The following is a 26,394-nucleotide window of genomic DNA, read 5'->3' on the forward strand; positions in this document are numbered from 1 at the left end:
ATTCCTTCAATCAGCCGTGGTGAGTATCAGCAGTGATTCTGGCGCAGATAGCCTGACATCAGACTGACGACTCTCTGACAATTTTGTCAGAAGTCTTTGCGCGCGGAGATCCCGATTTTGTCTCTGAAATCAGTCTCCCGGTTCGGATAGCGTCAGGCTGTTTAGCAAACGTCAGGCCAAAGGTATTGATACCGTTCTCGCTACGGGCAAAGACATCTCCCCGGTGCATAATGGCGACGGCACGGACAATCGACAGGCCCAGCCCATGATGGGTATCACTCCTGGCTCGGGAAGTGTCAACACGATAGAACCGTTCGAAAAGCCGGTGTAAGTGCTCTGGCGCTATCGGATCGCCAGGGTTAGAAACGTCTACACAGGCTTGATTGCCTTTTTCGCTTAAGCGTACCGTAACCGTGCTATTGGAGGGGGAATGCCTGGCGCTATTTTCCAGCAAATTAGCCAGTGAACGGTGAAACAGCCGCCTGTCGATATGCGCGGTGACGTCGCCCTCAACCTCCAGCGAAAGCTGTTTTTCAGCAAAAGAGGGTTCAACATATTCCGCTGTTTTCAGGGTTTCTTCGCGCAGGGAGACTTGCGTAAGCTGGGAAGCATGTTCACCCGCGTGCGCATGAGACAGGAACAGCATGTCGTTAACTATCGACGTCATGCGTTCAAGCTCCTCCAGGTTTGAACCCAATAACTCTTCCAGTTCATCTTGTGAACGTCGGCGTGATAGCCCGAGTTGCGTCTGACCGATCAGGTTAGTCAGCGGGGTACGAAGTTCATGCGCAACATCGGCATTAAAGCTCTCAAGCTGTCGCCAGGCGATTTCCTGACGCTCTAACACACCGTTAAATGATGATGCCAGTTGCTGCAGTTCTTCGGGCAACGCGCGGGTATTCAGGCGCTGGCCATGGTCACCTGGTGCAAGGTGTTGTGCCTGCTGACTGAGCATGCCCACCGGACGCAGGCCAATCCGTGAAACAACGTATCCCAGTAAGGCGACAATCAGTACGCCCAGCGCGGCAATAATCAGCAGCGTCCGTGTGAACGCATCAAGTGTGCCCATATACGGCGTAGAGTCGATGGCAACCACATAGCGCAGCTCAGGCCTTTCACCGTTGGCGGGGATGGTTTTCACTAACAGGAACAGTGAGCATGCACCTTCCGATGCGCCGGGCACTTTATTAAATCCCTCCTGCAAAGAAGACCACTGAACGCCCACCGGTGGTATTCCCCCCATGCTAAAGCGCGGGTTATCGCTCACTATCCAGTAGCGAACGCGCTCACCTTCAGAATTGGTTAGCAGAGTAAATTTATTAGCCAACGTCGACCAGCCGTCAGCCGAGGTTCGTGCGGCGATCCACGGACTCATTAATGATTCCCGGAACAACAGTTCGTTGTGCATCTGCTTTTGCAAAGAGTCATGTAATGAGCTTCTGAGCAAGATACCGATAATGGACACAATCAGCAGCGCGGATAAGGCAAACATCAGCGCCAGGTGAACGGAGATGGAACGTTTAGGCATGCTGAGCCTCTTCATTTATTCCGACCGGACTTCGAGGACATACCCCATGCCACGAACGGTATGTAACAGTTTGACGTCGAACGGGGTATCCACTTTGGCTCGCAGACGTTTAATGGCGACTTCAACCACATTGGCATCGCTGTCAAAATTCATGTCCCATATCTGCTCAGCAATCATCATTTTTGACAGGATCTCCCCCTGATGCCGGGCCAGAAGACTTAACAGGGAAAACTCTTTTGCGGTCAACTCCAGTCGCGTTCCGGCGCGAAATACGCGGCGGGCCAGCAGGTCGAGATGCAGATCGTGAATTTGCAGCTGGGTGATGTCTGCGCCATCCGTAGCGCGGCGACGCACCAGAGCCTGAATGCGTGCCACCAGTTCAATCAGCGAAAAGGGCTTAGGGAGATAATCATCAGCGCCAAGTCGAAGCCCTTTAACGCGCTCGTCGACCGAACCGCGGGCCGAGAGCATTAGTACCGGCGTCTGTTTGACGGCTCGCACCCCCTCCAGTACCCGGTAGCCATCCATCCCCGGCAGCATCACATCAAGGATTATCGCGTCGTAGTCAAGCTCCAGCGCGTAATGAAGACCTTCTGCGCCATCTGCAGAGACATCTACCGTAAATCCGGATTCACTCAACGCACGGTTGAGATAGGTTGACGTTTTTTCTTCATCTTCGACTAGCAACAGGCGCATAACAGGATTTCCTCTTAACTGTTCAATCGGGCTTATTCTGCCTCTTGATTGCCAACATAAAGCTGACGCTTACCTGACAGCATTGTCAGAAACATGAAGCCATCTCAGTCTGCTTGCTGACAAAAATGTTATTTACCTGTCACGATGCTGACAGGCCTCTCTCTCTAACCTGAGTCTGCACATTTAAATCCGCAAGCCTGAAACTCATCGGGAGAGACCATGAAATTCAATCTGTTAACTGCAATACTGCTCACGGCAATAACCGGGGCCACCTCAGTCAATGCGGCTGATTACAAAAAAAATCCATTCACCCTGGCCTATGACGGTGCCATCACTGAGAACGTCAAAGGCAAGGTCAACATTCATCCGGTGAAGTACGATCTGCATGGCATTCAGATAGCTGCGAATGTCTATACCCCTGCTAACTACGATCCCGCCAAAAAATACCCTGCCGTGGTGGTTGCACATCCGAATGGCGGCGTAAAAGAGCAGGTCGCAGGCTTGTATGCCCAGCGTCTCGCCGAACAGGGCTACATCACGATTACTGCCGACGCGGCTTATCAGGGCGCAAGCGGTGGGATGCCTCGCAGCGTGGATAAACCCGCTAATCGCATCGAGGATATCCACGGCATGGCTGACTACATCAGCCAGTATCCGGGAGTGGATACTTCCCGCCTCGGTCTGCTGGGTATTTGCGGAGGTGGCGGTTATTCACTTGTTGCGGCCGAAACGGATCAACGGTTTAAATCGATCGCAACCATCAGCATGTTTAATTCAGGCCTGGTGCGGCGCAACGGTTTTCAGGACTCACAGCTGGATACTATTCAGCAGCGTCTTCAGCAGGCTTCTGACGCACGTGCTCAGGAAGCTTCCGGAGGCGAAGTCCTGTACTCCGGTGATGCCAATCTGACTGATGAACAGATCGCTAAGTTACCTTTTGCCTTATATCGACAGGGCTATGAGTACTACTGGAAAACTCACGCGCACCCGAACTCTACGTTTAAATACACGACAAGCAGCCTGTTAGATTTGATGAGTTTTGACGTTACGGACCATATCAATCTCATCAATAAACCGCTGCTGATGATTGCTGGCACAAAAGCGGATACGCTCTATATGACGGAAGATGCGTTTGCGAAAGCCACCGGTACAAAAGACAAAGAACTCTTCCTGATCGATGGCGCTACCCATATCGAGACGTATTGGGTTCCTGAGTACGTCGACAAGGCTTTGCAAAAGCTGGACGTCTTCTTCGATAAGAGTATTTAACCCCTATCAGACGATACCTTTGGCCAGCCACTCAGGCTGGTCATATCAGGACATAATGAGTGTGTCCGCATGTGACCAAGACTAACGAAGTCGGGAGGAAAGATAATTACGCACATTAAATAGCCGCTATGAATGAAATTCATAAAACGGCAGCGACATCTGAGGATTATTTTTTGCCTGTAAGGTTTTACTTCGTGGTCCAGGCCAACTTTAGGTTTAGCATTACCGCATTGAATTCCGGTGAGCATAACGAGCTCTTGTTTGTACTGTCTCGTTACGAGATGGATTCACACTCTATGAAATGAAAAAATCCACGCAATTGCGTGGATTTTATAGACTTTTTCGATATTCATGAGATTTGATGAAACCTCATGAGACGAGAAGTTTTATTTAGACGTTGAACAGGAAGTTCATCACATCGCCATCTTTAACGATGTAATCTTTACCTTCTGCACGCATCTTACCGGCTTCTTTCGCGCCTTGTTCACCTTTATAGGTGATGAAATCTTCAAAAGCGATGGTTTGTGCGCGGATAAAGCCTTTCTCGAAGTCAGTATGAATTTTACCCGCCGCCTGCGGAGCCGTTGCGCCAACAGGAATTGTCCATGCACGAACTTCTTTCACGCCAGCGGTGAAGTAGGTCTGCAGGTTCAGCAGTTCGTAACCAGCGCGGATTACGCGGTTCAGACCAGGTTCTTCCAGACCCATTTCAGCCATGAATTCTTCACGGTCAGCATCATCGAGTTCTGCGATGTCAGCTTCAACGGCAGCGCAAACTGCAACAACCACGGAGCCTTCAGCTGCGGCGATTTCACGCACTTTATCGAGGTATGGGTTGTTTTCAAAACCGTCTTCGTTGACGTTGGCGATATACATGGTTGGCTTCAGCGTCAGGAAGCTCAGGTATTTGATAGCCGCTTTGTCTTCATCGGTCAGCGTTTTCAACGCACGCAGCATGCCAGCGTTTTCCAACTGCGGCAGGCATTTTTCCAGTGCAGCCAGTTCCGCTTTAGCGTCTTTATCGCCGCCTTTGGCCTTCTTCTGTACGCGATGGATAGCGCGCTCACAGGTATCCAGGTCAGACAGCGCTAGTTCGGTATTGATAACCTCAATGTCGTCAGCCGGATCCACTTTGTTATTAACGTGGATGATGTTGTCGTTTTCAAAGCAGCGAACCACGTGGCCGATAGCTTCGGTTTCACGGATGTTCGTCAGGAACTGGTTACCCAGACCTTCGCCTTTGGACGCGCCTTTTACCAGACCGGCAATGTCGACGAATTCCATCGTTGTTGGCAGGATACGCTGCGGTTTGACGATTTCGGCCAACTGATCCAGACGCGGATCGGGCATCGGGACAACACCTGTGTTCGGCTCGATAGTACAGAACGGGAAGTTTGCCGCTTCAATACCCGCTTTTGTGAGCGCGTTGAACAGGGTGGATTTGCCTACGTTTGGCAAACCGACGATACCGCATTTGAATCCCATGTTTAAATCACCTTAATCTTTTGATATTCAACCTGTTATGGAAAACAGATTGTAGAAAAGTAAATAACTCTGCCTATTATACACAGCACGCGAGAAAAATGCCGCACATCGCTGCTTATTGCGCTTTAAAGGTGTGTAACCGGCTCGTTGCCTTGGTCAGGCCATCTTTGAATAAAATCTCGGTACAACGTGCCGCTTCGTCAATTGCTTCATCAATTAACTTCTGTTCTGAAACAGGCGGTTTGCCTAAAACAAATCCGACAACTTTGTTTTTATCACCCGGATGACCAATTCCCACGCGTAAACGATGAAAGTTGGGGTTATTGCCCAACTTGCTGATGATGTCTTTCAGACCATTATGTCCGCCATGACCGCCACCGAGCTTAAATTTTGCCACGCCAGGCGGCAGGTCTAATTCGTCGTGCGCGACCAAAATTTCATCGGGGTTGATACGATAAAAACTGGCCATCGCACTCACTGCCTTGCCGCTGAGATTCATAAATGTGGTCGGTACCAGCAAACGGACATCTTCCCCTTCGAGCGTTACTCTGGAGGTGTAGCCGAAGAATTTCGGCTCATCACGCAGGGGCGCGCGTAATCTCTCTGCCAGTAAATCGACATACCATGCGCCTGCGTTATGTCGCGTTGCCGCATACTCTGCGCCGGGGTTCGCCAGGCCGACAATCAATTTAATCGTCACGTGTTTTGTCCTGAGTGTTTCCATAAACGACGTGTAGTTTACTGTCTGACGCTGCTCTTGACAAAAAACTGCGTTCTAATCGCCAAAAACTGAATAATTGCACAAATGGACTATTAGAAATTGAGTATGTTCAGTAGCTTATTTGTAAAGTTTTGTTGCGCGAGTGTTTGTAATTGTGATCGCTCCCGCACTTGCGAACGGCAGTGTTGTCTATACTTTACACATAAGGATTAGGGGTATTCCCTGTAGCAACCCAAAGTTCCGGAGGTGACACATGAAACGCAAAAACGCTTCGTTACTCGGTAACGTGCTCATGGCTTTAGGGTTGGTGGTGATGGTGGGGGGGGTTGGTTACTCTATTTTAAACCAATTGCCGCAATTTAATCTGCCACAGTTTTTCGCACATGGTGCCGTGCTCAGTATTTTTGTAGGTGGTGTTCTGTGGTTGGCGGGAGCCAGAGTGGGCGGGCACGAGCAAATCAGTGACCGTTACTGGTGGGTACGCCATTATGACAAACGCTGTCGTCGCGGTGATACCACTCATCGTCATAACTAAATCGTTTCCCGGCAGAGAGGGCTGCGGTTTGAATACAAAGTCCTGGTTGAAAAGCCAGGACTCTGCTTGTTCATTATCCTTGCATAGAACGCACTTTTATATTCGCTACGGAATATAAGAAACGTTATTCAAATAACCGATAATGTAACGTTTTAACCGCGCTATCCGCGTCTTCAGCGGGCAACAGGAAACACAGGTTGTCATTTGACGCGCCGTGGCAAATCATTCGCACCGTTTGCCCTTCAAGCCAGGCAAAAACGTCTTTGCAAACTCCCGCCGCCTGAGTCAGTCGATTTCCCACCAAAGTGACTAATGCCAGTCCGGTTTCCACTTCCACACGACAGTGGGAGGACAATGCGGTAAACAATGCGCTGGTCAGTATATGATCTTCACCTGAGGTAGCGTGAGTCGCGTCCAGCGCCAGCGCAATACTGTTTTCTGAGGTTGTAACCAAATCCACCGTGACCGCGTGGCGAGCTAAAATGGCGAAGGACTGCGCCAGGAAAGAACCGGACGGTTGTGTCTCCAGACTATGTAATCGCAACAGCGTCTGTTTACGGCGCACGGCAAGCGCACGATAGCGAGGTGGGTTGTCGGTGGTGTTATGTACCAGCGTACCACCGGCAGCAGTATCCTTACTTGAGCCAACAAACACCGGAATGCTTTTGCGCATTGCCGGAAGCAGCGTAGCCGGGTGGAGGACCTTCGCACCGAAGGCGGCCATATCGCTGGCCTCGGAAAATGAGATGTGGTCAATCCGTTTGGCCCGCGGCGCAATGCGCGGATCGGTGGTGTAGATCCCTGCGACATCGGTCCAGATGTCCACGCGTGTGGCGTGAAGCGCCTCACCGAGAAGCGTCGCCGTGTAATCACTACCACCGCGTCCCAGCGTAGTGGTATGCCCTGCGGCATCCCGGCCGATAAACCCCTGGGTCACCATAATCGCTTGCTCAAGACGAGGGCGCAGGTGAGTCTCCACCAGGTGGTGCAAGGTACTGAGTTCGGGTTCGGCGCAGCCGAAACTCGAGTTGGTACGCATCACGCTGCGGGCGTCAAACCACCCGGCCTCGGCATGCCGTTCACGTAAGACTTCAGTAAACAGTAAAGAGGACATCAGCTCGCCGTGACTGACCAATTCATCGCTTAGCGCATCAGACGGTGAAACGGTCGCCGTTTGTGCAAGATGGCGGATGTTGTTGAGAAGATTATCGATTTCCGTGCTGATAACGGACGGCTGCTTCAGGCGGGAAATAATGTTGTATTGGATGGCGCGTAAGGTCTCAAGCTTATCTAATTGTTGATGCGTTTCCAGACCTTCAGAAAGCTCGACCAGTAAGTTTGTAACGCCTGCTGAAGCAGACAGTACGACTAAACGGACATCTTGATCAGCAAGGACAATGCTGGCGCTTCGGTTCATCGCATCAAAATCAGCGACGCTGGTGCCGCCAAATTTGGCAACGACGGATGGTGGATAAATGCGAGTCATAACAATCTCATATCAGGGCGCCATAAAAGTATGGCTAGAAAATTTTCATTCTCGGCATAAGGGGAAACGGTGTTCGCCTTACGAAATGTCCGCCCGCGAACATTTCTGCTGACAACCCAGGGAATTCCTGTTGTCGAAAACGCGTGTCGCCTGTACGCGTTACCGGGTGCTGCGCATTAATTTTATTTACATAGCCTGCAAATAAGCGCGCCATACTAAGTGATTTATATTTAGGGATCGACTTTTTTATTCGATTTATCGACAAATAAGTGAAAAATCATGTCGTAACAAGAAAACGCGTACATTATTAATGGTAAAAACGTGTAAAAAAATAATAAAAACATGAAAATCACATGGTTTTTATAACATCGTATGCGTTGCAATTGGCTACGGTAATTGTTAATTAAATAGATATATTTCTTTAGGATTTCGTAATGAAGGGTGGCCGTTACACTTTGAATTATAAAGGAAAAGCACCTGTTAAATGTGTTGAAAAATAAATGATTGAGTCCAGGGCTAAAACAACATATATTAGCCGCGCTTTTTTACAGGTAACCCTTATAACCATTTATTCAATCAGGCGTTAATCTACACCTGGTTGTAGGAGTGATATGATGACGGATAAAGTCCGTATTGATACTTTAAGTGCTAATTCATTACCACAGAGCAATGATACCTTTTTAGCAAGACAGGCTGAGTTTGAATCTAATGTCCGCAGCTATCCACGTAAACTGCCATTAGCGATTGCTAAAGCGCAGGGCGTCTGGATTACTGACGTAGAAAATAATCAATATCTTGATTGCCTGGCAGGTGCCGGAACCCTGGCGCTTGGTCATAATCATCCTGAAGTGCTGCAGAGCATTCAAAGTGTCATCACAAGCGGCTTACCGTTACATACGCTTGACCTTACCACACCGTTAAAAGATGAATTCTCATCGTATTTACTTTCTTTATTACCGGGCCAGGGCAAAGAGTATTGCCTGCAGTTCACCGGGCCGTCCGGTGCCGATGCCGTTGAAGCGGCGCTGAAGCTGGCGAAGAAAGTTACCGGCCGTTCCAGCATCATCAGCTTCTCCGGTGGTTACCACGGGATGACCCACGGCGCGCTGTCCGTGACCGGCAACTTGTCGCCGAAAGAAGCCGTCAGCAACATGATGGCGGAAGTACAGTTTATGCCGTATCCGCATCAGTACCGTTGCCCGCTGGGTATTGGCGGCGACGCTGGCGTCAAAGCATTGACCTACTACTTCGAAAACCTGATCAACGACGTTGAGAGCGGCGTGCGTAAACCGGCTGCCGTGATCCTCGAAGCGGTGCAGGGCGAGGGCGGGGTAAACCCGGCTCCGATCGAGTGGCTGCAGCGTATTCGTAAAGTGACCCAGGAACACGGCATTCTGCTGATTATCGATGAAGTTCAGGCTGGCTTCGCGCGCACGGGTAAACTGTTCGCCTTCGAACACGCCGGTATTGAGCCGGATATCATCGTGATGTCCAAAGCGGTTGGCGGCGGTCTGCCACTGGCGGTACTGGGCATTAAAAAGCAGTTCGATGCGTGGGCTCCGGGCCATCACACTGGTACCTTCCGCGGCAACCAACTGGCGATGGCGACCGGTCTGACAACGTTGAAAATCCTCAAAGACGACAAGATTGCCGATAAAGTTGCTGCGCAGGGCGAGTGGCTGAAAGGCAAACTGACTGACCTGCAGAAACGTTACCCGGTTATCGGCCAAGTACGTGGTCTGGGCCTGATGATTGGTCTGGAAATCGTTAAGCCGAACGAAGCGCAGGATCACATGGGCTGCTACCCGGCCGATGGCGAGCTTTCCGCGCTGCTGCAGAAAAAATGTTTCGAAAACGGCCTGATTCTTGAGCGTGGCGGCCGTAACGGTTGCGTACTGCGTCTGCTGCCGTCTCTGTTGATCACCAACGCAGAGCTGGAGATTTTCCTCGATAAATTCGAAAATGCCCTGCTGGGCGCTGGCGTGAAGCCGGTTTAAACGGAGTTGGATCGAATGTCAGACGTAAACCCGATTCTGTTCGGCTCGGCACAAAGCATCGCTGCCTACCAGGACGCTATCGAGCAGAGTACGCAAGCGGTCGTTGAATGGTTGAAGCAGCCTGAGATGTATCAGGGCAAAACCGTTGAGCAACTGCGCGAACGTATCAACCTGAATTTTACGTCTCAGGGCCTGGGCAACCAGGCCGCTATTGAGCGTGCGGTTGAATACTTTCTGAAAGACAGCTTGTTAGTTCACCATGCGCAGTGCGTGGCGCACCTGCACTGCCCGAGCCTGGTGATTAGCCAGGCGGCAGAAGTGCTGATCAATGCCACCAACCAGAGTATGGACTCCTGGGATCAGAGCCCGTCGGCGACTATCATTGAGATCAAACTGATCGAATGGTTGCGTGAGCAGGTGGGCTATGCGGCAGGCGACGCGGGCGTGTTCACCAGCGGCGGCACCCAGAGCAACCTGATGGGCCTGATGCTGGCACGCGACGCCTTCTTTGCCCGCCAGGGGCATTCCATTCAGCAGAATGGTCTGACCGGCGACCTGAGCAAAATCAAAGTATTTTGCTCTGAAAGCGCGCACTTCTCTGTGCAGAAGAACATGGCGCTGATGGGGCTGGGTTACCGTTCCGTCACTCAGGTGAAGACTGATGCGTTCTCACGCATGGATCTGGCTGACCTGAAAGACAAGCTGGCCCAGGCGAAAGCCAACGGCGAACAAGTGATGGCGATTGTCGCCACTGCGGGTACTACCGATGCGGGCGCAATCGATCCGTTAGCGGACATTGCGGCGCTGGCGGCAGAACACCAGATCTGGATGCATGTGGATGCGGCATGGGGCGGGGCGTTACTGCTATCTGAGCAGTATCGTCACTTCCTGAACGGCCTTGAACTGGCGGATTCCGTGACGCTGGACTTCCACAAACAGTTCTTCCAGACCATCAGCTGCGGCGCGTTCCTGCTGAAAGACGCGCGTCATTACGAGCTGATGCGTTACCAGGCGGCGTACCTGAACTCTGATTTCGATGAAGAGGCGGGCGTACCGAATCTGGTGTCTAAATCGCTGCAGACCACGCGCCGTTTTGACGCGCTGAAGCTGTGGATGGGGCTCGAAGCGCTGGGCAAAAAGCAGTATGCCGAAATCATTGATAACGGCGTAACGCTGGCGCGTGATGTGGCTGCGTTTGTGAAAACTCAGCCACACCTGGAACTGGTGATGGAGCCGCAGCTGGCAAGCGTGCTGTTCCGTTTCCGTCCGCACAGTGACGACATGGCGTTCGTTGCGCTGTTGAACCAGCGTATTGGCGACGTTCTGCTGGCTTCTGGTAGCGCCAACGTTGGCGTGACCGAAGCAGATGGCGTAACCTGCCTGAAGCTGACGCTGCTGAACCCAACGGTGTGTCTGGAGGATGTTAAAGTCCTGCTGGCAAGCGTTAAAGCGACAGCTGAGCAACTGCTGAACGCGTAAGCAATAAGCTGATTATAAAAATGGCTCCCACACACGGGAGCCATTTTTTTGCCTGTCATTTGTAGTCCGGCGGCGCTTCGCCTGGCCGGGCTACACGTCAGTTGATATCTGCCAGCGCGGCGTCTTTATTCGGGAAGAACGTCAGGCGTCCGGCAATCGGCTGAATGCCCGAGCGCGCCATGGTACGTAACGGCTGGAATTCCAGATTACTGATCCGCAGTTCACACCCTTCCGGGAGGCGTTTTACAAAACGCTGGAAAGCGTCCAGACCACCGGCATCCAGTACCGGGACCGCGTCCCACTTCAAGACCACAATACGTTTACCTGCAATACGCGATTCGAGATCGGTAAATAATCCCTCCGCAGCGGCAAAGAAAAGTGGGCCAATAACGCGCAGCACCAGCACATCGTCAGGTACGTCTACGTTGACCGGCGCCAGACGCGTCATGCGCGCGATACGACGCATAAACAGCAGGGAGGCGAGAACGATACCGACGCTGATGGCGATCACCATGTCGAATAGCACCGTCAGCGACATACACATAAGCATGACAATGATGTCGTCTTTTGGCGCATGACGCAGCAGATCCACCACTTTATGCGCTTCACTCATGTTCCATGCCACCATCAGCAGCAGGGCGGCCATGGCGGAAAGCGGTAACCAGGAAAGCAGCGGCGCAAGCACCAGCAGGGCAAGGATCACCAGAATCGCGTGGATGACCGCTGAAATTGGTGAGGTCGCCCCGGCGCGGACATTTGCCGCAGAACGGGCAATTGCCGCCGTGGCGGTGATACCACCGAAGAACGGTGCCACGATGTTACCCAGGCCCTGGCCAATCAGCTCACTGTTGGCTTTATGCTTGGTGCCGGTCATCCCATCGAGCACGACGGCGCACAGTAGAGATTCAATAGCCCCGAGCATCGCCATGGAGAAGGCGGCTGGTAACAGCGCCTGTAACGAACTCCAGCTCAGGGTAAAGTTTGACTCCGGCATGTCCCACGGTAATACCAGTTGCGGCAGCAACTGCGGGATGCCGTTACCCTGCGAGCCGTCAGCCAGAATGTAGTGGAACTGAGAACCGATGGTGGCGACATGGCCGCCGGTCAGGTTCACAATCCCCATTACCGCACAGCCTGCCAGCAGCGCAGGAAGGTGGCCCGGCAGTCGGATCCCCAGACGCGGCCAGAAAATCAGGATCCCCAGCGTCACCACGCCAATTGCGGCATCGCCAACGTTGAGGGTTGGCAGGGCCATAAACAGCGCGCCGACCTTTTGCAGGTAGTGCTCCGGGACATGGGCCATTTGCAGACCGAGAAAATCTTTAATCTGCATGGTACCGATGGTGATACCAATACCCGATGTAAAACCTAACGTAACGGATACCGGGATATATTCGATCAGGCGACCAAAACGGGCGAGGCCGAAAAGGATCAGGAATATCCCGGACATTAGCGTTGCGACCAGCAGGCCTGCCAGCCCAAACTGTTGCGACACCGGATACAGAATCACCACGAAAGCGGCGGTTGGTCCAGATACGCTAAAACGTGAACCCCCGGTAAGGGCGATAACAATCCCAGCCACGGCTGAGGTATACAAGCCGTACTGCGGCGCCACGCCACTGCCTATTGCCAGGGCCATCGCCAGCGGAATGGCAATGATCCCAACGGTTATCCCGGCGATCAGGTCGCGGGTAAAGCGAGAAGCGGTATATTTTTCTTTCCAACAAGCGTCGATGAGGGCGCGGAAAGGCATCACATGTGAGGAAAATAATCTGTTCACAATAATGTTTCATCCATGAGCGCATCATCTGTCAACTAAATGGCAGGTGAAGGAGGCATAAGTCATACAAATAGATGTTGCAGATAAAAAAACCCGCCGCAGCGGGTTTTTGAGCCGGGCTCGATTAATGCTCGAACATAGCAGAGATGGATTCTTCGTTGCTGATACGACGAATCGCTTCGGCCAGCATACCCGACAGGGTCAATGTACGCACGTTTGGCAGTGCTTTGATTTCGTCAGTCAGTGGAATCGTGTCACAGACAACGACTTCATCAATCACTGAATTGCGCAGGTTGTTTGCCGCATTACCTGAGAAGATCGGGTGGGTAGCGTAAGCAAATACGCGTTTTGCACCACGTTCTTTCAGTGCTTCTGCTGCTTTACACAGCGTACCGCCGGTATCGATCATATCATCAACCAGCACGCAGTCACGACCTGCAACGTCACCAATAATGTGCATCACCTGAGAAACGTTCGCGCGCGGGCGTCGTTTGTCGATGATAGCCATGTCGGTATCGTTCAGCAGTTTAGCGATAGCGCGGGCACGCACGACGCCACCGATGTCCGGAGAAACCACAATCGGATTGTCCAGATTCAGCTGCAGCATGTCTTCTAACAGGATCGGGCTACCGAATACGTTATCAACCGGTACGTCAAAGAAGCCCTGGATCTGTTCAGCATGCAGGTCAACGGTGAGGACGCGGTCAACGCCAACGCTGGACAGGAAATCAGCGACGACTTTAGCAGTAATCGGTACACGAGCGGAACGTACGCGACGATCCTGACGTGCATAGCCGAAGTAAGGAATAACGGCGGTGATACGGCCTGCGGAAGCACGGCGCAGCGCATCAACCATAACGACCAATTCCATCAGGTTGTCGTTAGTAGGGGCACAAGTGGACTGGATGATGAAAATATCACCACCGCGTACATTTTCATTAATTTGTACGCTGACTTCGCCGTCGCTAAAGCGACCTACAGCGGCGTCGCCGAGTGAAGTGTACAGGCGGTTGGCAATACGTTGTGCTAGTTCCGGGGTGGCGTTACCAGCAAAAAGCTTCATATCAGGCACGAGAAGAACCTCAGGCATGCGTCCATTGGTGGAAAGAATCTGCCGAAAACTGTGCGGGCCAGGCAGTATCCTCTCCATGCGGTGTATTAAAGAGCGCGATGCAACGTCTGGAACAGGGTGACGTTGTCACCGCAACTCAGCTTGCCCGGCTTACTCGTCATCGTTCACGTTTCATGTGTGCTGGCATATTTCGCCATCTTCCTGAAACCCGAATGATTTAGAGTAACGCTCTGTGCAATGGGGAGAGGTTGACACCTTTCGCCACAAAGCCTTTGAGCCATTCCGGGGCTTGCTCAAGCACCTGGCGAGCACGAGACTCAGTGTCAAATTCAGCAAAGACACAAGCCCCTGTACCAGTCAGGCGCGACGGCGCGTATTCTAACAGCCAGGAAAGCGCCGCATCAACCTCGCGAAAACGTTTTCTTGCGATAACCTCGCAATCATTGCTGAATTCACATTTTAGTAACGTTTTTATTGACCTTTTTGGCGTGTTGCGCGGGAGGTCGGGATCTTTAAAAATCACCGGCGTCGGAATACTGACTCCCGGGTGTGCGACCAGATACCATTTTTCCTCTGGCTCGACTGGCGTCAGAATTTCACCTACGCCTTCGGCAAAGGCCGCATGGCCGCGCACGAATACGGGAACGTCCGCCCCCAGCGTTAAGCCGAGTCCTGCCAGTTCATCAACCGAAAGTCCGCACTGCCAAAGGTGATTCAGCGCCACCAGGACGGTAGCTGCATTAGACGAACCTCCGCCAAGACCGCCGCCCATCGGTAGGCGTTTTTCGATACTGATATCGGCGCCACTCCCTTTGGGAAGGCGATCGCTTTCAGACGCCGCCTTCATCAGCAAGCGCGCCGCACGGACAATGAGATTGTCTTCATGTGCAACGCCTTCCACCGGCGTTAACAGGCGGATTTCGCCGTCGCCACGCAGCGCAATACCTATCGTGTCGCCATAATCAAGAAACTGGAATAGCGTCTGCAAGGTGTGATAACCGTCCGCACGCTGCCCGGTGATGTATAAAAACAGATTCATTTTTGCCGGAGAGGGCCAGTGGGTCATCATTTCACAATCCAGTTATCCATTTTCAGCTTAATACGCTGATCGCCGTCGGACAGTTCCATGTTTGCCGGCATCGCAGGCTTAATTTTGCTGTCGTAGGCGCTATAGACCACTTTCCAGTTTTTACCGTCTTTGCTGTAGTTCACTTCACTCAGACGATACTGGTCGTCGAGTTTGTAATCGCTGGCGTCTCCCGGCAGGCCAAGGATCCACTGGCGCAGGCTGTTCAATGGAATAGGCATGCCGGTCAACTTACCAATCATCTCTTCGGCGTCGTCAGCGGTGTAGTGCTTGCCTTTGTTATCGACAAGTTCGACGTTGCCCGGCTGGGCATTGAGTTCCAGTTCAGTGCTGCCCAGGGGATTGGTCAGCAGGAGACGGTAGCGATCTTGTCCGGTTTGTTGCCAGAAAAAGCGGGCATAGACTTTCTGTTGATCGGAAATATACGCAAACGCACCGCGCGTCTGATATTGGTTCAGGGCGCGTACTTCCTGCTGGTGCTGGCGCCATTGTGGAGAGTCAGGGCTTTTGCCGGGACCTTTCGGCGCGTTGAGCGTACAGGCGGTAAGAGCCAGGGCCGCGAGCGGCAGCAGGCGAATCAGGCGAAAATCAGGCAGGGTCATAATGATGACAAATCCTTGAGATACGTTGCAGTTATAACTCTTAATGCTAGCGCCGCCATCATACATCGTCTACGTTCAAGTTATCTTAAATCGCTCAAATTTGTGCACTAAGCTATTACTCCAAAAGGGGGCAGTCTCTTTTATTGACCGCACGCATCCTGTATGATGCACCCAGTCTAACCTTATCAACGCTGGTACTATTCCCGCACACATGACCCTTTTAGCGCTTGGTATTAACCATAAAACGGCACCTGTATCGCTGCGAGAACGCGTAACGTTTTCGCCGGATACGCTCGATCAGGCGCTGGACAGCCTGCTTGCGCAGCCAATGGTGCAGGGCGGGGTGGTGCTGTCGACGTGTAACCGTACGGAACTGTATCTCAGCGTTGAAGAGCAGGATAACCTGCAAGAAGCGCTGGTTCGCTGGCTGTGCGATTACCATAATCTTAATGAAGAAGACTTGCGCAATAGCCTGTACTGGCACCAGGACAACGACGCCGTCAGCCATTTGATGCGTGTTGCCAGCGGTCTGGATTCGCTGGTGCTTGGTGAACCGCAGATTCTGGGGCAGGTGAAAAAAGCTTTTGCGGATTCGCAAAAAGGTCACCTGAACGCCAGTGCGCTGGAGCGCATGTTCCAGAAATCATTCTCTGTCGCTAAACGTGTACGTACAGAAACAGACATCGGTGCCAGCGCCGTGTCCGTGGCTTTTGCCGCCTGTACGCTGGCGCGGCAGATATTTGAATCGCTCTCCACGGTGACCGTGCTGTTAGTGGGCGCAGGCGAAACCATTGAGCTGGTGGCGCGACACCTGCGTGAGCATCAAGTGAAGAAGATGATCATCGCCAACCGTACCCGCGAGCGGGCGCAAGTGCTGGCGGATGAAGTCGGCGCCGAAGTGATTTCGCTGAGTGATATCGACGCGCGTTTACAGGATGCCGATATTATTATCAGTTCTACCGCCAGCCCGCTGCCGATTATCGGCAAAGGAATGGTGGAGCGCGCGCTTAAAAATCGCCGTAATCAACCTATGCTGCTGGTGGATATCGCCGTACCGCGCGATGTCGAGCCGGAAGTGGGTAAGTTGTCCAACGCCTATCTGTACAGCGTTGACGACCTGCAAAGCATCATTTCGCATAACCTGGCCCAGCGCAAAGCGGCGGCCGTGGAAGCCGAAACCATTGTGGCGCAGGAAACCAGCGAATTTATGGCCTGGCTACGCGCTCAGGGCGCAAGTGAAACTATCCGCGAGTATCGCAGTCAGTCAGAACAGATCCGTGATGAACTGACTGCCAAAGCGTTGGCTGCTCTTCAACAGGGTGGTGATGCGCAAGCCATTATGCAGGATCTGGCCTGGAAACTGACCAACCGCTTGATCCATGCACCAACCAAATCACTTCAACAGGCCGCCCGTGACGGGGATAGTGAACGCCTGAATATTCTGCGCGACAGCCTCGGGCTGGAGTAGCAGCACACCAATCTTATTTTTTACAGGGTGCATTTACGCCTATGAAGCCTTCTATCGTTGCCAAACTGGAAGCCCTGCATGAACGCCATGAAGAAGTTCAGGCGCTGCTCGGGGATGCGGGTACTATCGCAGACCAGGAACGCTTTCGTGCACTGTCGCGCGAATATGCGCAATTAAGCGATGTATCTCGCTGTTTTACGGACTGGCGACAGGTTCAGGAAGATATCGAGACGGCTCAGATGATGCTCGACGATCCTGAAATGCGTGAAATGGCGCAGGATGAACTGCGTGAAGCAAAAGATAAATGCGAGCAGCTGGAGCAACATCTGCAGGTTCTGCTGTTGCCTAAAGATCCTGATGACGAACGTAACGCCTTCCTCGAAGTGCGTGCGGGAACCGGTGGTGATGAGGCCGCGCTGTTTGCCGGCGATCTGTTCCGCATGTACAGCCGTTACGCTGAATCGCGTCGCTGGCGGGTAGAGATCATGAGCGCCAGCGAAGGCGAACATGGCGGGTTTAAAGAAGTCATTGCCAAAATTAGCGGCGAAGGCGTGTACGGTCGACTGAAATTTGAGTCCGGTGGGCATCGTGTGCAACGCGTACCTGCGACGGAGTCACAGGGCCGTATTCACACCTCGGCCTGTACGGTCGCGGTCATGCCGGAACTGCCGGATGCCGAACTGCCGGACATCAACCCGGCCGATCTGCGTATTGATACCTTCCGCTCATCAGGCGCAGGGGGTCAGCACGTTAACACCACCGACTCCGCAATCCGTATTACCCACTTGCCGACCGGTATCGTAGTGGAATGCCAGGACGAACGTTCGCAGCATAAAAACAAAGCGAAAGCGATGTCGGTGCTGGGGGCGCGAATTCGTGCCGCCGAAGTGGCAAGACGTCAACAGGCAGAAGCCTCTGAGCGTCGCAATCTGTTGGGCAGTGGCGATCGCAGCGATCGCAACCGTACCTATAACTTCCCGCAGGGTCGCGTGACCGATCACCGCATTAACCTGACGCTCTACCGTCTGGATGAAGCGATGGAAGGCAAACTGGATATGCTCATTGAGCCAATTGTCCAGGAATACCAGGCCGACCAACTGGCGGCGTTGTCCGAGCAGGATTAATGGATTATCAGCACTGGCTGCGTGAAGCGATAAGCCAATTACAGGCAAGTGAAAGCCCGCGCCGTGACGCCGAGATTTTGCTCGAGTTTGTTACAGGTAAGGGACGCACCTTTATTTTGGCTTTCGGTGAAACGGTATTAACCGAGGCGCAGCGTCAACAGCTCGACACATTACTGGAGCGCCGTCAGCGGGGTGAGCCGGTGGCGCATTTAACCGGCGTGCGGGAGTTCTGGTCACTGCCGCTGTTTGTGTCTCCGGCTACGCTTATTCCTCGTCCGGATACAGAGTGTCTGGTGGAACAGGCGCTGGCTCGCCTGCCGGCCTCAGCATGCCGCATTCTCGATTTGGGAACCGGCACGGGCGCCATTGCGCTGGCACTGGCAACCGAACGTCCGGATTGCGCAGTAACGGCGGTTGACCGCATGCCGGATGCTGTTGCGCTGGCCACTCGCAACAAACAGCATCTGGGCATCGGCAATGTTTGCGTGCTGCAAAGCAACTGGTTCAGCGCTTTGCAGGGACAGCAGTTTGACATGATTGTCAGTAATCCGCCGTATATCGACGAACAGGATCCGCACCTGGCGCAAGGCGATGTACGCTTTGAACCTCTGTCGGCACTGGTGGCGGGCGATCGGGGACTGGCGGATATTGTGCATATCATTGACCAGTCTCAGCGCGTGTTAACGCCCGGCGGCTATCTGTTGCTGGAACATGGCTGGCAGCAGGGGCAGGCCGTCCGGGACGTATTTACTCGTGCTGGTTACCAGGCGGTTGAAACCTGCCGTGATTATGGCGGCAACGAGCGAATTACGCTTGGACGCATCCCATCATGAGTACCTTCAGTGTGTTACTCAACATTCATCTCATCAGTATTGCGCTTTCCGTTGGCTTGCTGACGCTGCGTTTTTGGTGGCGTTACACCGACTCGCGTCTTGCCTGCGCACGCTGGACGCGCATTGTGCCACCGGTTGTGGATACCGTTTTATTACTCAGCGGCGTGGCGTTAATGGTTAAAGCGCACATCCTGCCATTCACTGAGCACGGGACATGGCTGACTGAAAAGCTGTTTGGGGTTATCATTTACATCGTTTTGGGTTTTATTGCGCTCGATTATCGTCGGGCGCGCAGTCAGCAGGCGCGATTAGTCGCATTTCCGCTGGCGCTGGTGGTGCTGTACATCATCATTAAACTCGCCACCACAAAAATACCGTTACTGGGGTAAGCATGAGGTCGTTAGCTGATTTCGAATTTAATAAAGCGCCATTGTGTGATGGGATGATCCTGGCGTCGGAGTCTATCCGTCTGGATTTTCCAACACAAACTGTCTACGACGAACTGGAACGTCTGGTCAGTCTGGCGCAAGAAGAAATTAGCCAGCTCCTGTCTCAGGATGAGCAACTGGAAAAACTGCTGGCACTTTTTTACGGCGAATGGGGATTTACGGATACCCACGGCGTCTATCGTCTTTCTGATGCACTCTGGCTTGACCAGGTACTGAAAAATCGGCAGGGCAGCGCCGTGTCTCTGGGGGCGATCTTATTGTGGATTGCCAACAGACTGGAGCTGCCGCTGGTACCGGTGATTTTCCCGACGCAACTGATCCTTCGTATTGAGTCGCTCGATGGTGAAATGTGGCTAATCAATCCATTCAATGGCGAAACGTTAAATGAGCACACGCTGGAAGTGTGGTTGAAGGGGAACATCAGCCCGGTCGCGGAGCTGTTTAACGAAGACCTGGATGAAGCGGATAACGCGGAAGTGATCCGCAAACTGCTCGACACGCTGAAATCATCACTGATGGAAGAGCGGCAAATGGAGCTGGCGCTGCGTGCCAGTGAAGCACTATTGCAGTTTAATCCTGAAGATCCGTATGAAATTCGCGATCGTGGTTTAATATACGCGCAGCTCGAGTGCGAACATGTTGCGCTGACAGATTTAAGTTATTTCGTTGAACAGTGTCCGGAAGACCCGATCAGCGAAATGATTCGTGCGCAAATTAATACTATTTCGCACAAACAAATTGTATTGCATTGATTAATCACACTTTACCTACCGTTTAAGGCGATCCTATGAAACAAAAAGTGGTTAGCATTGGCGACATCAACGTGGCAAATGACCTGCCGTTCGTGCTGTTTGGCGGAATGAACGTGCTGGAATCCCGCGATCTGGCGATGCGCATTTGTGAGCACTACGTAACCGTTACTCAAAAGCTGGGTATCCCTTACGTGTTTAAAGCCTCCTTTGATAAAGCCAACCGTTCTTCCATCCACTCTTACCGTGGACCGGGCCTTGAAGAAGGGATGAAAATCTTCCAGGAACTGAAACAGACTTTTGGCGTAAAAGTGATCACCGACGTTCACGAAGCCAGCCAGGCACAGCCTGTTGCTGATGTGGTGGATGTGATTCAGCTTCCGGCATTCCTTGCTCGTCAGACCGATCTGGTGGAAGCAATGGCGAAAACCGGTGCCGTTATCAACGTGAAGAAACCGCAGTTCATCAGCCCGGCTCAGATGGGCAACATCGTGGATAAATTCCATGAAGGCGGCAACGATAAGGTTATTCTGTGCGACCGTGGTGCGAACTTTGGTTATGACAATCTGGTTGTGGACATGCTGGGCTTCAGCGTGATGAAGAAAGTCTCCGGCAACTCACCGGTGATTTTTGACGTTACCCATGCGCTGCAGTGCCGCGATCCGTTTGGCGCAGCAAGCGGCGGTCGTCGTGCGCAGGTTACCGAACTGGCGCGTGCCGGTATGGCGGTTGGTCTGGCAGGTCTGTTTATTGAAGCGCATCCGGATCCAGCCAATGCGAAATGCGATGGTCCATCCGCGCTGCCGCTGGCGAAGCTGGAACAGTTCCTGACGCAGATTAAAGCGATTGATGACCTGGTGAAAAGCTTCGACGAGCTGGATACCGAGAACTAAGAGAGTGTGACAGGCCGGAATTTCCCTCCGGCCTGCTATTTGAAAAGGGTATAAAGGTCGCCGTCAGGCACCAGACGCGCCATCGATTGTGTTATATCGGCAGAAAAGAAAACGGCCCTGAAGAGGACCGTGCGGTACGTCTAAAATAATAATCAGGCAAATATTGTCATCAGATAGGCGATAAACAGTGCCAGATGCGCTGCACCGTTAAGCACATTGGTGCGTCCGGTGGAGAAAGAGATCTGACACAGAACCAGTGATGAAACCATCACAATCATCTCTGGCGCACCCAGCGCAAACATCAAATCATTCCCGGTTGCCCATGCAATCAGCGTCACCACCGGTACGGTCAGCGAAATTGTGGCTAATACCGAACCGAAGAATAAATTCATTGCCCGCTGTACCTGATTGCTCAGAACCGCTTTCAGTGCGCCCAGTCCTTCAGGCGAGAGGATCAGTAACGCGACCAGGAAACCCGTAAATGCGACTGGCGCATTCAGTTCAGTCAGCAAGGTCTCAAGCGGACTGGCGTTCATCTTGGTCACAGCGATAACAGCGATCAGATGAATGATAAGCCAGGCGGCGTGCCACAGATTGCTGTGCGCAGACGGCTTACCGTGATGCGGGTCGTCGTCGTCACCCTCGTCTTCATGCTCGTAAATGAACAGACTTTGGTGCGTTTTAGTTTGAATCAGCAAAAATACGCCGTACATCGCCGCAGAAATTAACGCCACCAACAGCGCCTGCGCGGTAGTGAAATTTGCCCCCGGCAACGCCATCGGGAATACCAGTACAATAATGGCCAGTGGGAACAGGGCGATTAAATACTGCTTAATACCAAATAGGTTCATATACTGAGTGGCAAATTTACGGCCACCTAACAGTAATGAAAAACCGACCAGACCCCCGGTTACGATCATAATGATTGAATACAGCGTATCGCGCATCAGCGTAGGTGCGGCATCGCCGGTTGCCATTAATGCGGAGATTAAGCTGACTTCAAGAATAACAACGGACAAACTGAGGATCAGCGACCCGTAGGGTTCGCCAAGTCGATGGGCTAATACGTCCGCATGACGGACAACGCTGAATGCGCTGCTTAATATACCAATAAGGGCCAGCGCATTAATACCGATGACCACTGGTAGTGACTGACTGCTCCCCCAGAAGAACAGGACTACCAGCGCCAAAATCGGGAAGACGAGAGAGGTCTCCTTGTGGCGGGTTTTTACCGCCTCATGTGCTTGTGTCATTGCATTAATTCTCCATCTCTGCAGGTATTTATAATTATAAAAAGTATTAAAGAATGTAAAAAATAACAGAAAACGTGGTTTTGTAGGTGACATTTTACGAAATTTTACTACATCACCTGTTTTCCCTCTCAAAGCGGCCAAAAAACAATTTCTTGTTTATAGACTGTTTAATTAACAGAAGGTTAGGTAAAGAAAATTTCTAAAAATGTCCATTATTGGCGTCTCGCCGCATTGTTAACCACACTTAAGGTTTAGCCTAAAAAGAGGAGTTCACAATGCCTTATAAATCTAAAAGCGATCTGCCTGACAGCGTGCAGCACGTTCTGCCAGCCCATGCTCAGGACATTTATAAAGAAGCTTTCAACAGCGCCTGGGAACAGTATAAAGACAAATCTGACCGCCGTGACGATGCCACCCGAGAAGAGACGGCACATAAGGTAGCGTGGGCCGCGGTTAAAAATGATTACCAAAAAGGTGATGATGGTAAATGGCATAAAAAGACGTAACAGTATCAATTATAATGCCTTTATAAACTCGCTTGCATCAGGCGTTAGCGAATCGTGCTACGCCGCGCGGTTACTGGCTTGCAAGCGAGCGGTGAATTGCCTATTGTCCAGCTATTGGTTTCAAAATGAGCAGTAAAAAAGCCCGGAAGGCGTCAAAAAAGTTGTCGCAGGGAAGCAGCAGTGGCGGAGGTGTAAGGTGTTAACGCGTGATTTTTTATTGAATGCCGACTGTAAGACGGCATTTGGTGCTATTGAAGAATCACTACTCTGGTCAGCGGAACAACGTGCAGCCTCACTGGCCGCTACGCTCGCTTGTCGACCAGATGATGGACCGGTGTGGATCTTCGGTTATGGATCGTTGATGTGGAACCCGGCCTTAGAGTTTGAAGAGTCCTGTACCGGCACATTAGTCGGCTGGCACCGTGCATTTTGTCTGCGCCTGACGGCGGGGCGAGGAACGGCGTGTCAGCCAGGCCGCATGTTGGCCCTGAAAGAGGGCGGACGTACCACCGGTGTGGCCTACCGCTTGCCGGACGCGTCGCTGGAACAAGAGCTTTCTCTGTTGTGGAAGCGAGAAATGATCACCGGATGCTATCTGCCGACCTGGTGCCAGCTGGCGCTTGATGACGGCCGTACGGTGAACGCGCTGGTGTTTATTATGGATCCGCGCCATCCGCTGTTTGAGTCAGACACGCGCGCGCAGGTGATCGCGCCGCTTATCGCCGCGGCCAGCGGACCTTTAGGCACCAATGCCCAGTATCTGTTCTCGCTGGAACAAGAGCTGGTCAAGCTGGGGATGCAGGATGATTGTCTTAATGATCTGGTGATCACGGTCAAACGATTGTTGGGAGAGAACCTGCCAGAAGGCGTTATGCGGCCAGGGTTTGCCTGAACCCGGCGTGGAATTGTATGCCCGAAAGCCAGGCGCTTTTCGGGCATGTCACGCTTAGGCTGCAATATAACTTATCGAATGCTCAAGCGACTGACTGTGGCTGTCGATCAGCACGTTCCAGACGCCGGTATAGGGCACGGTCAACCATGCGTTATCACGATCCTGCACGCTTAAGATGTCGGACTGCGTGTCTTTGACGTGATTTTTTTCGCTCATCAGATGGATGTGACAGCGCTCGGAACAGCGCACAACCACCGTATCGCCACCAAATAACTTTAAACTTGCCTTCACTAATGCCATTTTTCACCCCGTTCTTGAAAACAACGTACTTTCTGTCGAAAGTGCTACGTGATGTTGTTCACATTTCACTCATTGCATAACACCAAAGGGGGAGCAACAGGATGCTGATTTTGATCAAAAAATGGCATAACGATTAAACAAAAGTGACAAAACACCTCAAAAGGGTTGAACGGGCGTGCTAACGTTCAACGAAACCGCGCCCATCAAATATTAAATCCGGAAATTATCGACACTTTCAGTGCGCTTGCCTGAAAACGGTATATCAGAAGGTCAACACTTTATCTGCAGCCAGCGTCCATTGAGCCAGTTCTACCAGCGTGCCGACGGCCACTCCGTCAATTAACGGCAGCGCCGTGATCCCACGACCATCGGTGCAGGTTTTGCACAGTTTTACCGGAACATTTTGCGCAGTCAGGATCTCCAGCATTTGCTGAATATTGTAGCCCTCCGCGGGTTTCTGACCACGTAATCCTGCGGTTACGGCATCAGACATTAAAAACAGACGCAGGTCGAGACCGGCTTCCTGTTCGCGTAGGGCGATAGCCAGACGCAGGCTGTTAAATAACGATTCGCTTCCATAAGCCGCTCCGTTCGCGACGATCACTATCTTTTGCATTTTTACTCCTGTTACTGCATGTGAGCGTTAATAACCGACACGTATGTTACACCTATTTCTCAATGCCAGGATAATGCCGAAAAAAGGGGGAGGGGCTGAAAATCAACGCTGAAAACGTTATGGTTTAAGATAAGTATGCCACTGTGGCTAATTGATGTAAGAAACCACTAACGATTTGAGCCGTATTATCTGTTCTTCTCTTGCTGTATTCGCACTCTTGCCGCTGGCAGGCGGTACTGCTAACGCGCAGTCGTCCTTTGTGCACCAGGCTGAAAACCCTTTCGATAACAATAGTGATGGCTTGCCCGATCTTGGTATGGCCCCGGAGTCGCGGGCAGGCGAAAAGCATTTTGCCGAAATGGTCAAAGCGTTTGGTGAAGCCAGCATGACTGATAACGGGCTTGATACCGGTGAACAGGCGAAGCAGTTCGCGTTTGGCCAGGTGCGAGATACGGTCAGCGAACAGGTGAATCAGCAACTGGAATCCTGGCTTTCTCCCTGGGGAAACGCCAGCATCGGGTTGCAGGTGGATAACGAAGGCAGTTTTACCGGGAGTCGGGGAAGCTGGTTTGTGCCGTGGCAGGACAACCAACGTTATCTTACCTGGAGCCAGCTAGGAGTGACGCAACAGGACGACGGCTTAGTCAGTAATGCGGGGATTGGGCAACGTTGGGTACGCGACGGTTGGTTACTGGGTTACAACACCTTTTATGACAACTTACTGGATGAAAATCTGCCCCGGGGAGGCCTCGGCGCGGAGGCATGGGGCGAATATTTGCGCTTATCCGCTAACTATTATCAACCGTTGTCTTCCTGGCAGGATCGTTTTGCAACCCAGCAACAACGGATGGCCCGCGGCTACGATCTGACCGCGCAAATGCGGATGCCGTTCTATCAACATCTCAATACCAGCGTCAGCGTGGAACAGTATTTTGGCGACCGGGTGGATCTATTTCATTCGGGAACCGGGTATCACAATCCGGTGGCGGTGAACCTCGGGCTGAGCTATACACCGGTGCCGCTGATCACGGTGACAGCGCAGCATAAGCAGGGTGAAAGCGGCATTAGCCAGAATAACCTCGGCTTAACGCTTAGTTACCGTTTTGGCGTGCCGTTAAAAAAACAGTTGATGGTCAGTGAGGTGGCGAACAGCCGTTCACTGCGCGGCAGTCGTTATGACGATCCGCAGCGTAACAATTTGCCGACGCTGGAGTATCGCCAGCGTAAAACGCTGTCGGTATTTTTGGCCACGCCGCCCTGGGATCTCAAACCGGGAGAGACGGTGGCGCTGAAGCTGCAGGTGCGTAGTTTGCATGGGATCCGCCACCTGACGTGGCAGGGCGATCCTCAGGCGTTGAGCTTAACGGCTGGCAGCAATAACCGAAGCGCGCAGGGCTGGACGATTATTATGCCGAAGTGGGACAGCAGAGAAGGTGCGACGAACCGCTGGCGGTTGTCTGTGGTGGTAGAAGATGAGCAGGGCCAGCGTGTCTCTTCCAATGAGATCACGCTATCACTGACCGAACCGTTTACTACCGTTTCGGAAAATGATCCTCGTTAACAATGACGCATGC

Annotated in this window: 25 protein-coding genes; 13 read left to right on the forward strand and 12 right to left on the reverse strand. The window is 52.3% G+C overall.

The window, feature by feature from the left end; all coding sequences use genetic code 11:
- Positions 1-58 precede the first annotated feature (58 nt).
- Complete coding sequence (locus OGV93_RS17680) at positions 59-1,528, reverse strand: heavy metal sensor histidine kinase (RefSeq protein ID WP_287109890.1); 1,470 nt, start codon at positions 1,526-1,528, stop codon at positions 59-61.
- A gap of 15 nt (positions 1,529-1,543) precedes the next feature.
- Positions 1,544-2,224 carry a heavy metal response regulator transcription factor gene (locus tag OGV93_RS17685; RefSeq protein ID WP_016156746.1) on the reverse strand — a complete coding sequence of 227 codons (681 nt, stop codon included), beginning with the start codon at positions 2,222-2,224 and terminating at the stop codon, positions 1,544-1,546.
- A gap of 219 nt (positions 2,225-2,443) precedes the next feature.
- Here OGV93_RS17685 and OGV93_RS17690 point away from each other — a divergent pair, with 219 nt between their 5' ends.
- A complete protein-coding gene (locus OGV93_RS17690) occupies positions 2,444-3,493 on the forward strand; it encodes an alpha/beta hydrolase (RefSeq protein WP_016153322.1) in 1,050 nt (349 codons plus the stop codon).
- Between the two features lie 390 nt (positions 3,494-3,883).
- On the opposite strand, the gene ychF is transcribed toward OGV93_RS17690, so the two are convergent.
- Together ychF and pth are read right to left on the reverse strand one after the other, a co-directional pair.
- Positions 3,884-4,978, reverse strand: a complete 1,095-nt coding sequence (gene ychF, locus OGV93_RS17695) for a redox-regulated ATPase YchF (RefSeq protein WP_016153303.1) — start codon at positions 4,976-4,978, stop codon at positions 3,884-3,886.
- 115 nt (positions 4,979-5,093) lie between these two features.
- Complete coding sequence (gene pth / locus OGV93_RS17700) at positions 5,094-5,678, reverse strand: aminoacyl-tRNA hydrolase (protein ID WP_046275292.1); 585 nt, start codon at positions 5,676-5,678, stop codon at positions 5,094-5,096.
- Between the two features lie 274 nt (positions 5,679-5,952).
- On the opposite strand from pth, the gene ychH reads away from it, so the two are divergent.
- The gene (gene ychH / locus OGV93_RS17705; protein WP_016153301.1) at positions 5,953-6,234 is read left to right on the forward strand and encodes a stress-induced protein YchH; all 282 of its coding nucleotides are present in this window, start codon (positions 5,953-5,955) and stop codon (positions 6,232-6,234) included.
- Between the two features lie 124 nt (positions 6,235-6,358).
- Here the strand turns inward: ychH and lysC are convergent, their stop codons facing one another.
- Positions 6,359-7,720 (reverse strand): lysine-sensitive aspartokinase 3, encoded by a 1,362-nt coding sequence (lysC, locus tag OGV93_RS17710; protein WP_287109893.1) that lies wholly within the window; start codon positions 7,718-7,720, stop codon positions 6,359-6,361.
- 611 nt (positions 7,721-8,331) lie between these two features.
- Here lysC and OGV93_RS17715 point away from each other — a divergent pair.
- On the forward strand, positions 8,332-9,717 hold the full coding sequence (locus OGV93_RS17715; RefSeq protein WP_019076946.1) for a diaminobutyrate--2-oxoglutarate transaminase: 1,386 nt from the start codon (positions 8,332-8,334) through the stop codon (positions 9,715-9,717).
- Positions 9,718-9,732: 15 nt separating this feature from the next.
- The gene (locus OGV93_RS17720) at positions 9,733-11,196 is read left to right on the forward strand and encodes a pyridoxal phosphate-dependent decarboxylase family protein (RefSeq protein ID WP_287109895.1); all 1,464 of its coding nucleotides are present in this window, start codon (positions 9,733-9,735) and stop codon (positions 11,194-11,196) included.
- A 97-nt stretch (positions 11,197-11,293) separates the two neighbouring features.
- On the opposite strand, the gene dauA is transcribed toward OGV93_RS17720, so the two are convergent.
- The 4 genes from dauA to lolB form a co-directional block, all read right to left on the reverse strand.
- The gene (dauA, locus tag OGV93_RS17725; RefSeq protein WP_287109897.1) at positions 11,294-12,976 is read right to left on the reverse strand and encodes a C4-dicarboxylic acid transporter DauA; all 1,683 of its coding nucleotides are present in this window, start codon (positions 12,974-12,976) and stop codon (positions 11,294-11,296) included.
- 124 nt (positions 12,977-13,100) lie between these two features.
- Entirely contained in the window at positions 13,101-14,048 is a 948-nt protein-coding gene (gene prs / locus OGV93_RS17730) for a ribose-phosphate diphosphokinase (RefSeq protein WP_001518537.1), read from the reverse strand.
- Positions 14,049-14,265: 217 nt separating this feature from the next.
- Positions 14,266-15,117, reverse strand: a complete 852-nt coding sequence (gene ispE / locus OGV93_RS17735; protein WP_287109899.1) for a 4-(cytidine 5'-diphospho)-2-C-methyl-D-erythritol kinase — start codon at positions 15,115-15,117, stop codon at positions 14,266-14,268.
- Complete coding sequence (gene lolB / locus OGV93_RS17740) at positions 15,114-15,737, reverse strand: lipoprotein insertase outer membrane protein LolB (protein WP_047358971.1); 624 nt, start codon at positions 15,735-15,737, stop codon at positions 15,114-15,116. The genes ispE and lolB overlap by 4 nt, the downstream gene beginning before the upstream one ends.
- 211 nt (positions 15,738-15,948) lie before the next feature.
- Here lolB and hemA point away from each other — a divergent pair, with 211 nt between their 5' ends.
- From hemA to kdsA, 6 genes are read left to right on the forward strand one after another with little or no spacing between them, the layout of a single operon-like run.
- Positions 15,949-17,205, forward strand: a complete 1,257-nt coding sequence (gene hemA / locus OGV93_RS17745; protein ID WP_016153294.1) for a glutamyl-tRNA reductase — start codon at positions 15,949-15,951, stop codon at positions 17,203-17,205.
- A 41-nt stretch (positions 17,206-17,246) separates the two neighbouring features.
- Entirely contained in the window at positions 17,247-18,329 is a 1,083-nt protein-coding gene (gene prfA, locus OGV93_RS17750; RefSeq protein WP_101700523.1) for a peptide chain release factor 1, read from the forward strand.
- Positions 18,329-19,162, forward strand: coding sequence for a peptide chain release factor N(5)-glutamine methyltransferase (gene prmC, locus OGV93_RS17755; RefSeq protein ID WP_200084528.1), 834 nt, complete (start codon positions 18,329-18,331; stop codon positions 19,160-19,162). Before prfA ends, prmC begins: the two co-directional genes overlap by 1 nt.
- Positions 19,159-19,551, forward strand: a complete 393-nt coding sequence (gene sirB2, locus OGV93_RS17760; RefSeq protein WP_016153291.1) for an invasion regulator SirB2 — start codon at positions 19,159-19,161, stop codon at positions 19,549-19,551. Before prmC ends, sirB2 begins: the two co-directional genes overlap by 4 nt.
- Before the next feature lie 2 nt (positions 19,552-19,553).
- Complete coding sequence (gene sirB1, locus OGV93_RS17765; RefSeq protein ID WP_003020775.1) at positions 19,554-20,363, forward strand: invasion regulator SirB1; 810 nt, start codon at positions 19,554-19,556, stop codon at positions 20,361-20,363.
- Between the two features lie 35 nt (positions 20,364-20,398).
- Positions 20,399-21,253 carry a 3-deoxy-8-phosphooctulonate synthase gene (kdsA, locus tag OGV93_RS17770; protein WP_016156739.1) on the forward strand — a complete coding sequence of 285 codons (855 nt, stop codon included), beginning with the start codon at positions 20,399-20,401 and terminating at the stop codon, positions 21,251-21,253.
- Positions 21,254-21,405: 152 nt separating this feature from the next.
- On the opposite strand, the gene chaA is transcribed toward kdsA, so the two are convergent.
- Positions 21,406-22,506, reverse strand: a complete 1,101-nt coding sequence (chaA, locus tag OGV93_RS17775) for a sodium-potassium/proton antiporter ChaA (RefSeq protein ID WP_016153289.1) — start codon at positions 22,504-22,506, stop codon at positions 21,406-21,408.
- Positions 22,507-22,781: 275 nt separating this feature from the next.
- Here chaA and chaB point away from each other — a divergent pair, with 275 nt between their 5' ends.
- Both chaB and OGV93_RS17785 read left to right on the forward strand, forming a co-directional pair.
- The gene (gene chaB / locus OGV93_RS17780) at positions 22,782-23,012 is read left to right on the forward strand and encodes a putative cation transport regulator ChaB (protein WP_016153288.1); all 231 of its coding nucleotides are present in this window, start codon (positions 22,782-22,784) and stop codon (positions 23,010-23,012) included.
- Positions 23,013-23,208: 196 nt separating this feature from the next.
- Positions 23,209-23,904: a gamma-glutamylcyclotransferase gene (locus tag OGV93_RS17785; protein WP_016156738.1), complete on the forward strand. Its 696-nt coding sequence runs from the start codon at positions 23,209-23,211 to the stop codon at positions 23,902-23,904.
- Between the two features lie 54 nt (positions 23,905-23,958).
- Here OGV93_RS17785 and OGV93_RS17790 read toward each other — a convergent pair whose 3' ends face one another.
- Together OGV93_RS17790 and OGV93_RS17795 are read right to left on the reverse strand one after the other, a co-directional pair.
- Positions 23,959-24,204, reverse strand: coding sequence for a DUF1883 domain-containing protein (locus OGV93_RS17790; RefSeq protein ID WP_003833405.1), 246 nt, complete (start codon positions 24,202-24,204; stop codon positions 23,959-23,961).
- Between the two features lie 262 nt (positions 24,205-24,466).
- Positions 24,467-24,820 carry a DsrE/DsrF/TusD sulfur relay family protein gene (locus OGV93_RS17795; RefSeq protein WP_016156736.1) on the reverse strand — a complete coding sequence of 118 codons (354 nt, stop codon included), beginning with the start codon at positions 24,818-24,820 and terminating at the stop codon, positions 24,467-24,469.
- Positions 24,821-24,995: 175 nt separating this feature from the next.
- Between OGV93_RS17795 and OGV93_RS17800 the strand changes: the two genes are divergently transcribed.
- Positions 24,996-26,381: a YchO/YchP family invasin gene (locus OGV93_RS17800; protein ID WP_142417373.1), complete on the forward strand. Its 1,386-nt coding sequence runs from the start codon at positions 24,996-24,998 to the stop codon at positions 26,379-26,381.
- Positions 26,382-26,394: the final 13 nt, after the last annotated feature.

Source organism: Citrobacter sp. Cb031, from assembly GCF_030336725.1.
Lineage (GTDB): Bacteria > Pseudomonadota > Gammaproteobacteria > Enterobacterales > Enterobacteriaceae > Citrobacter > Citrobacter braakii.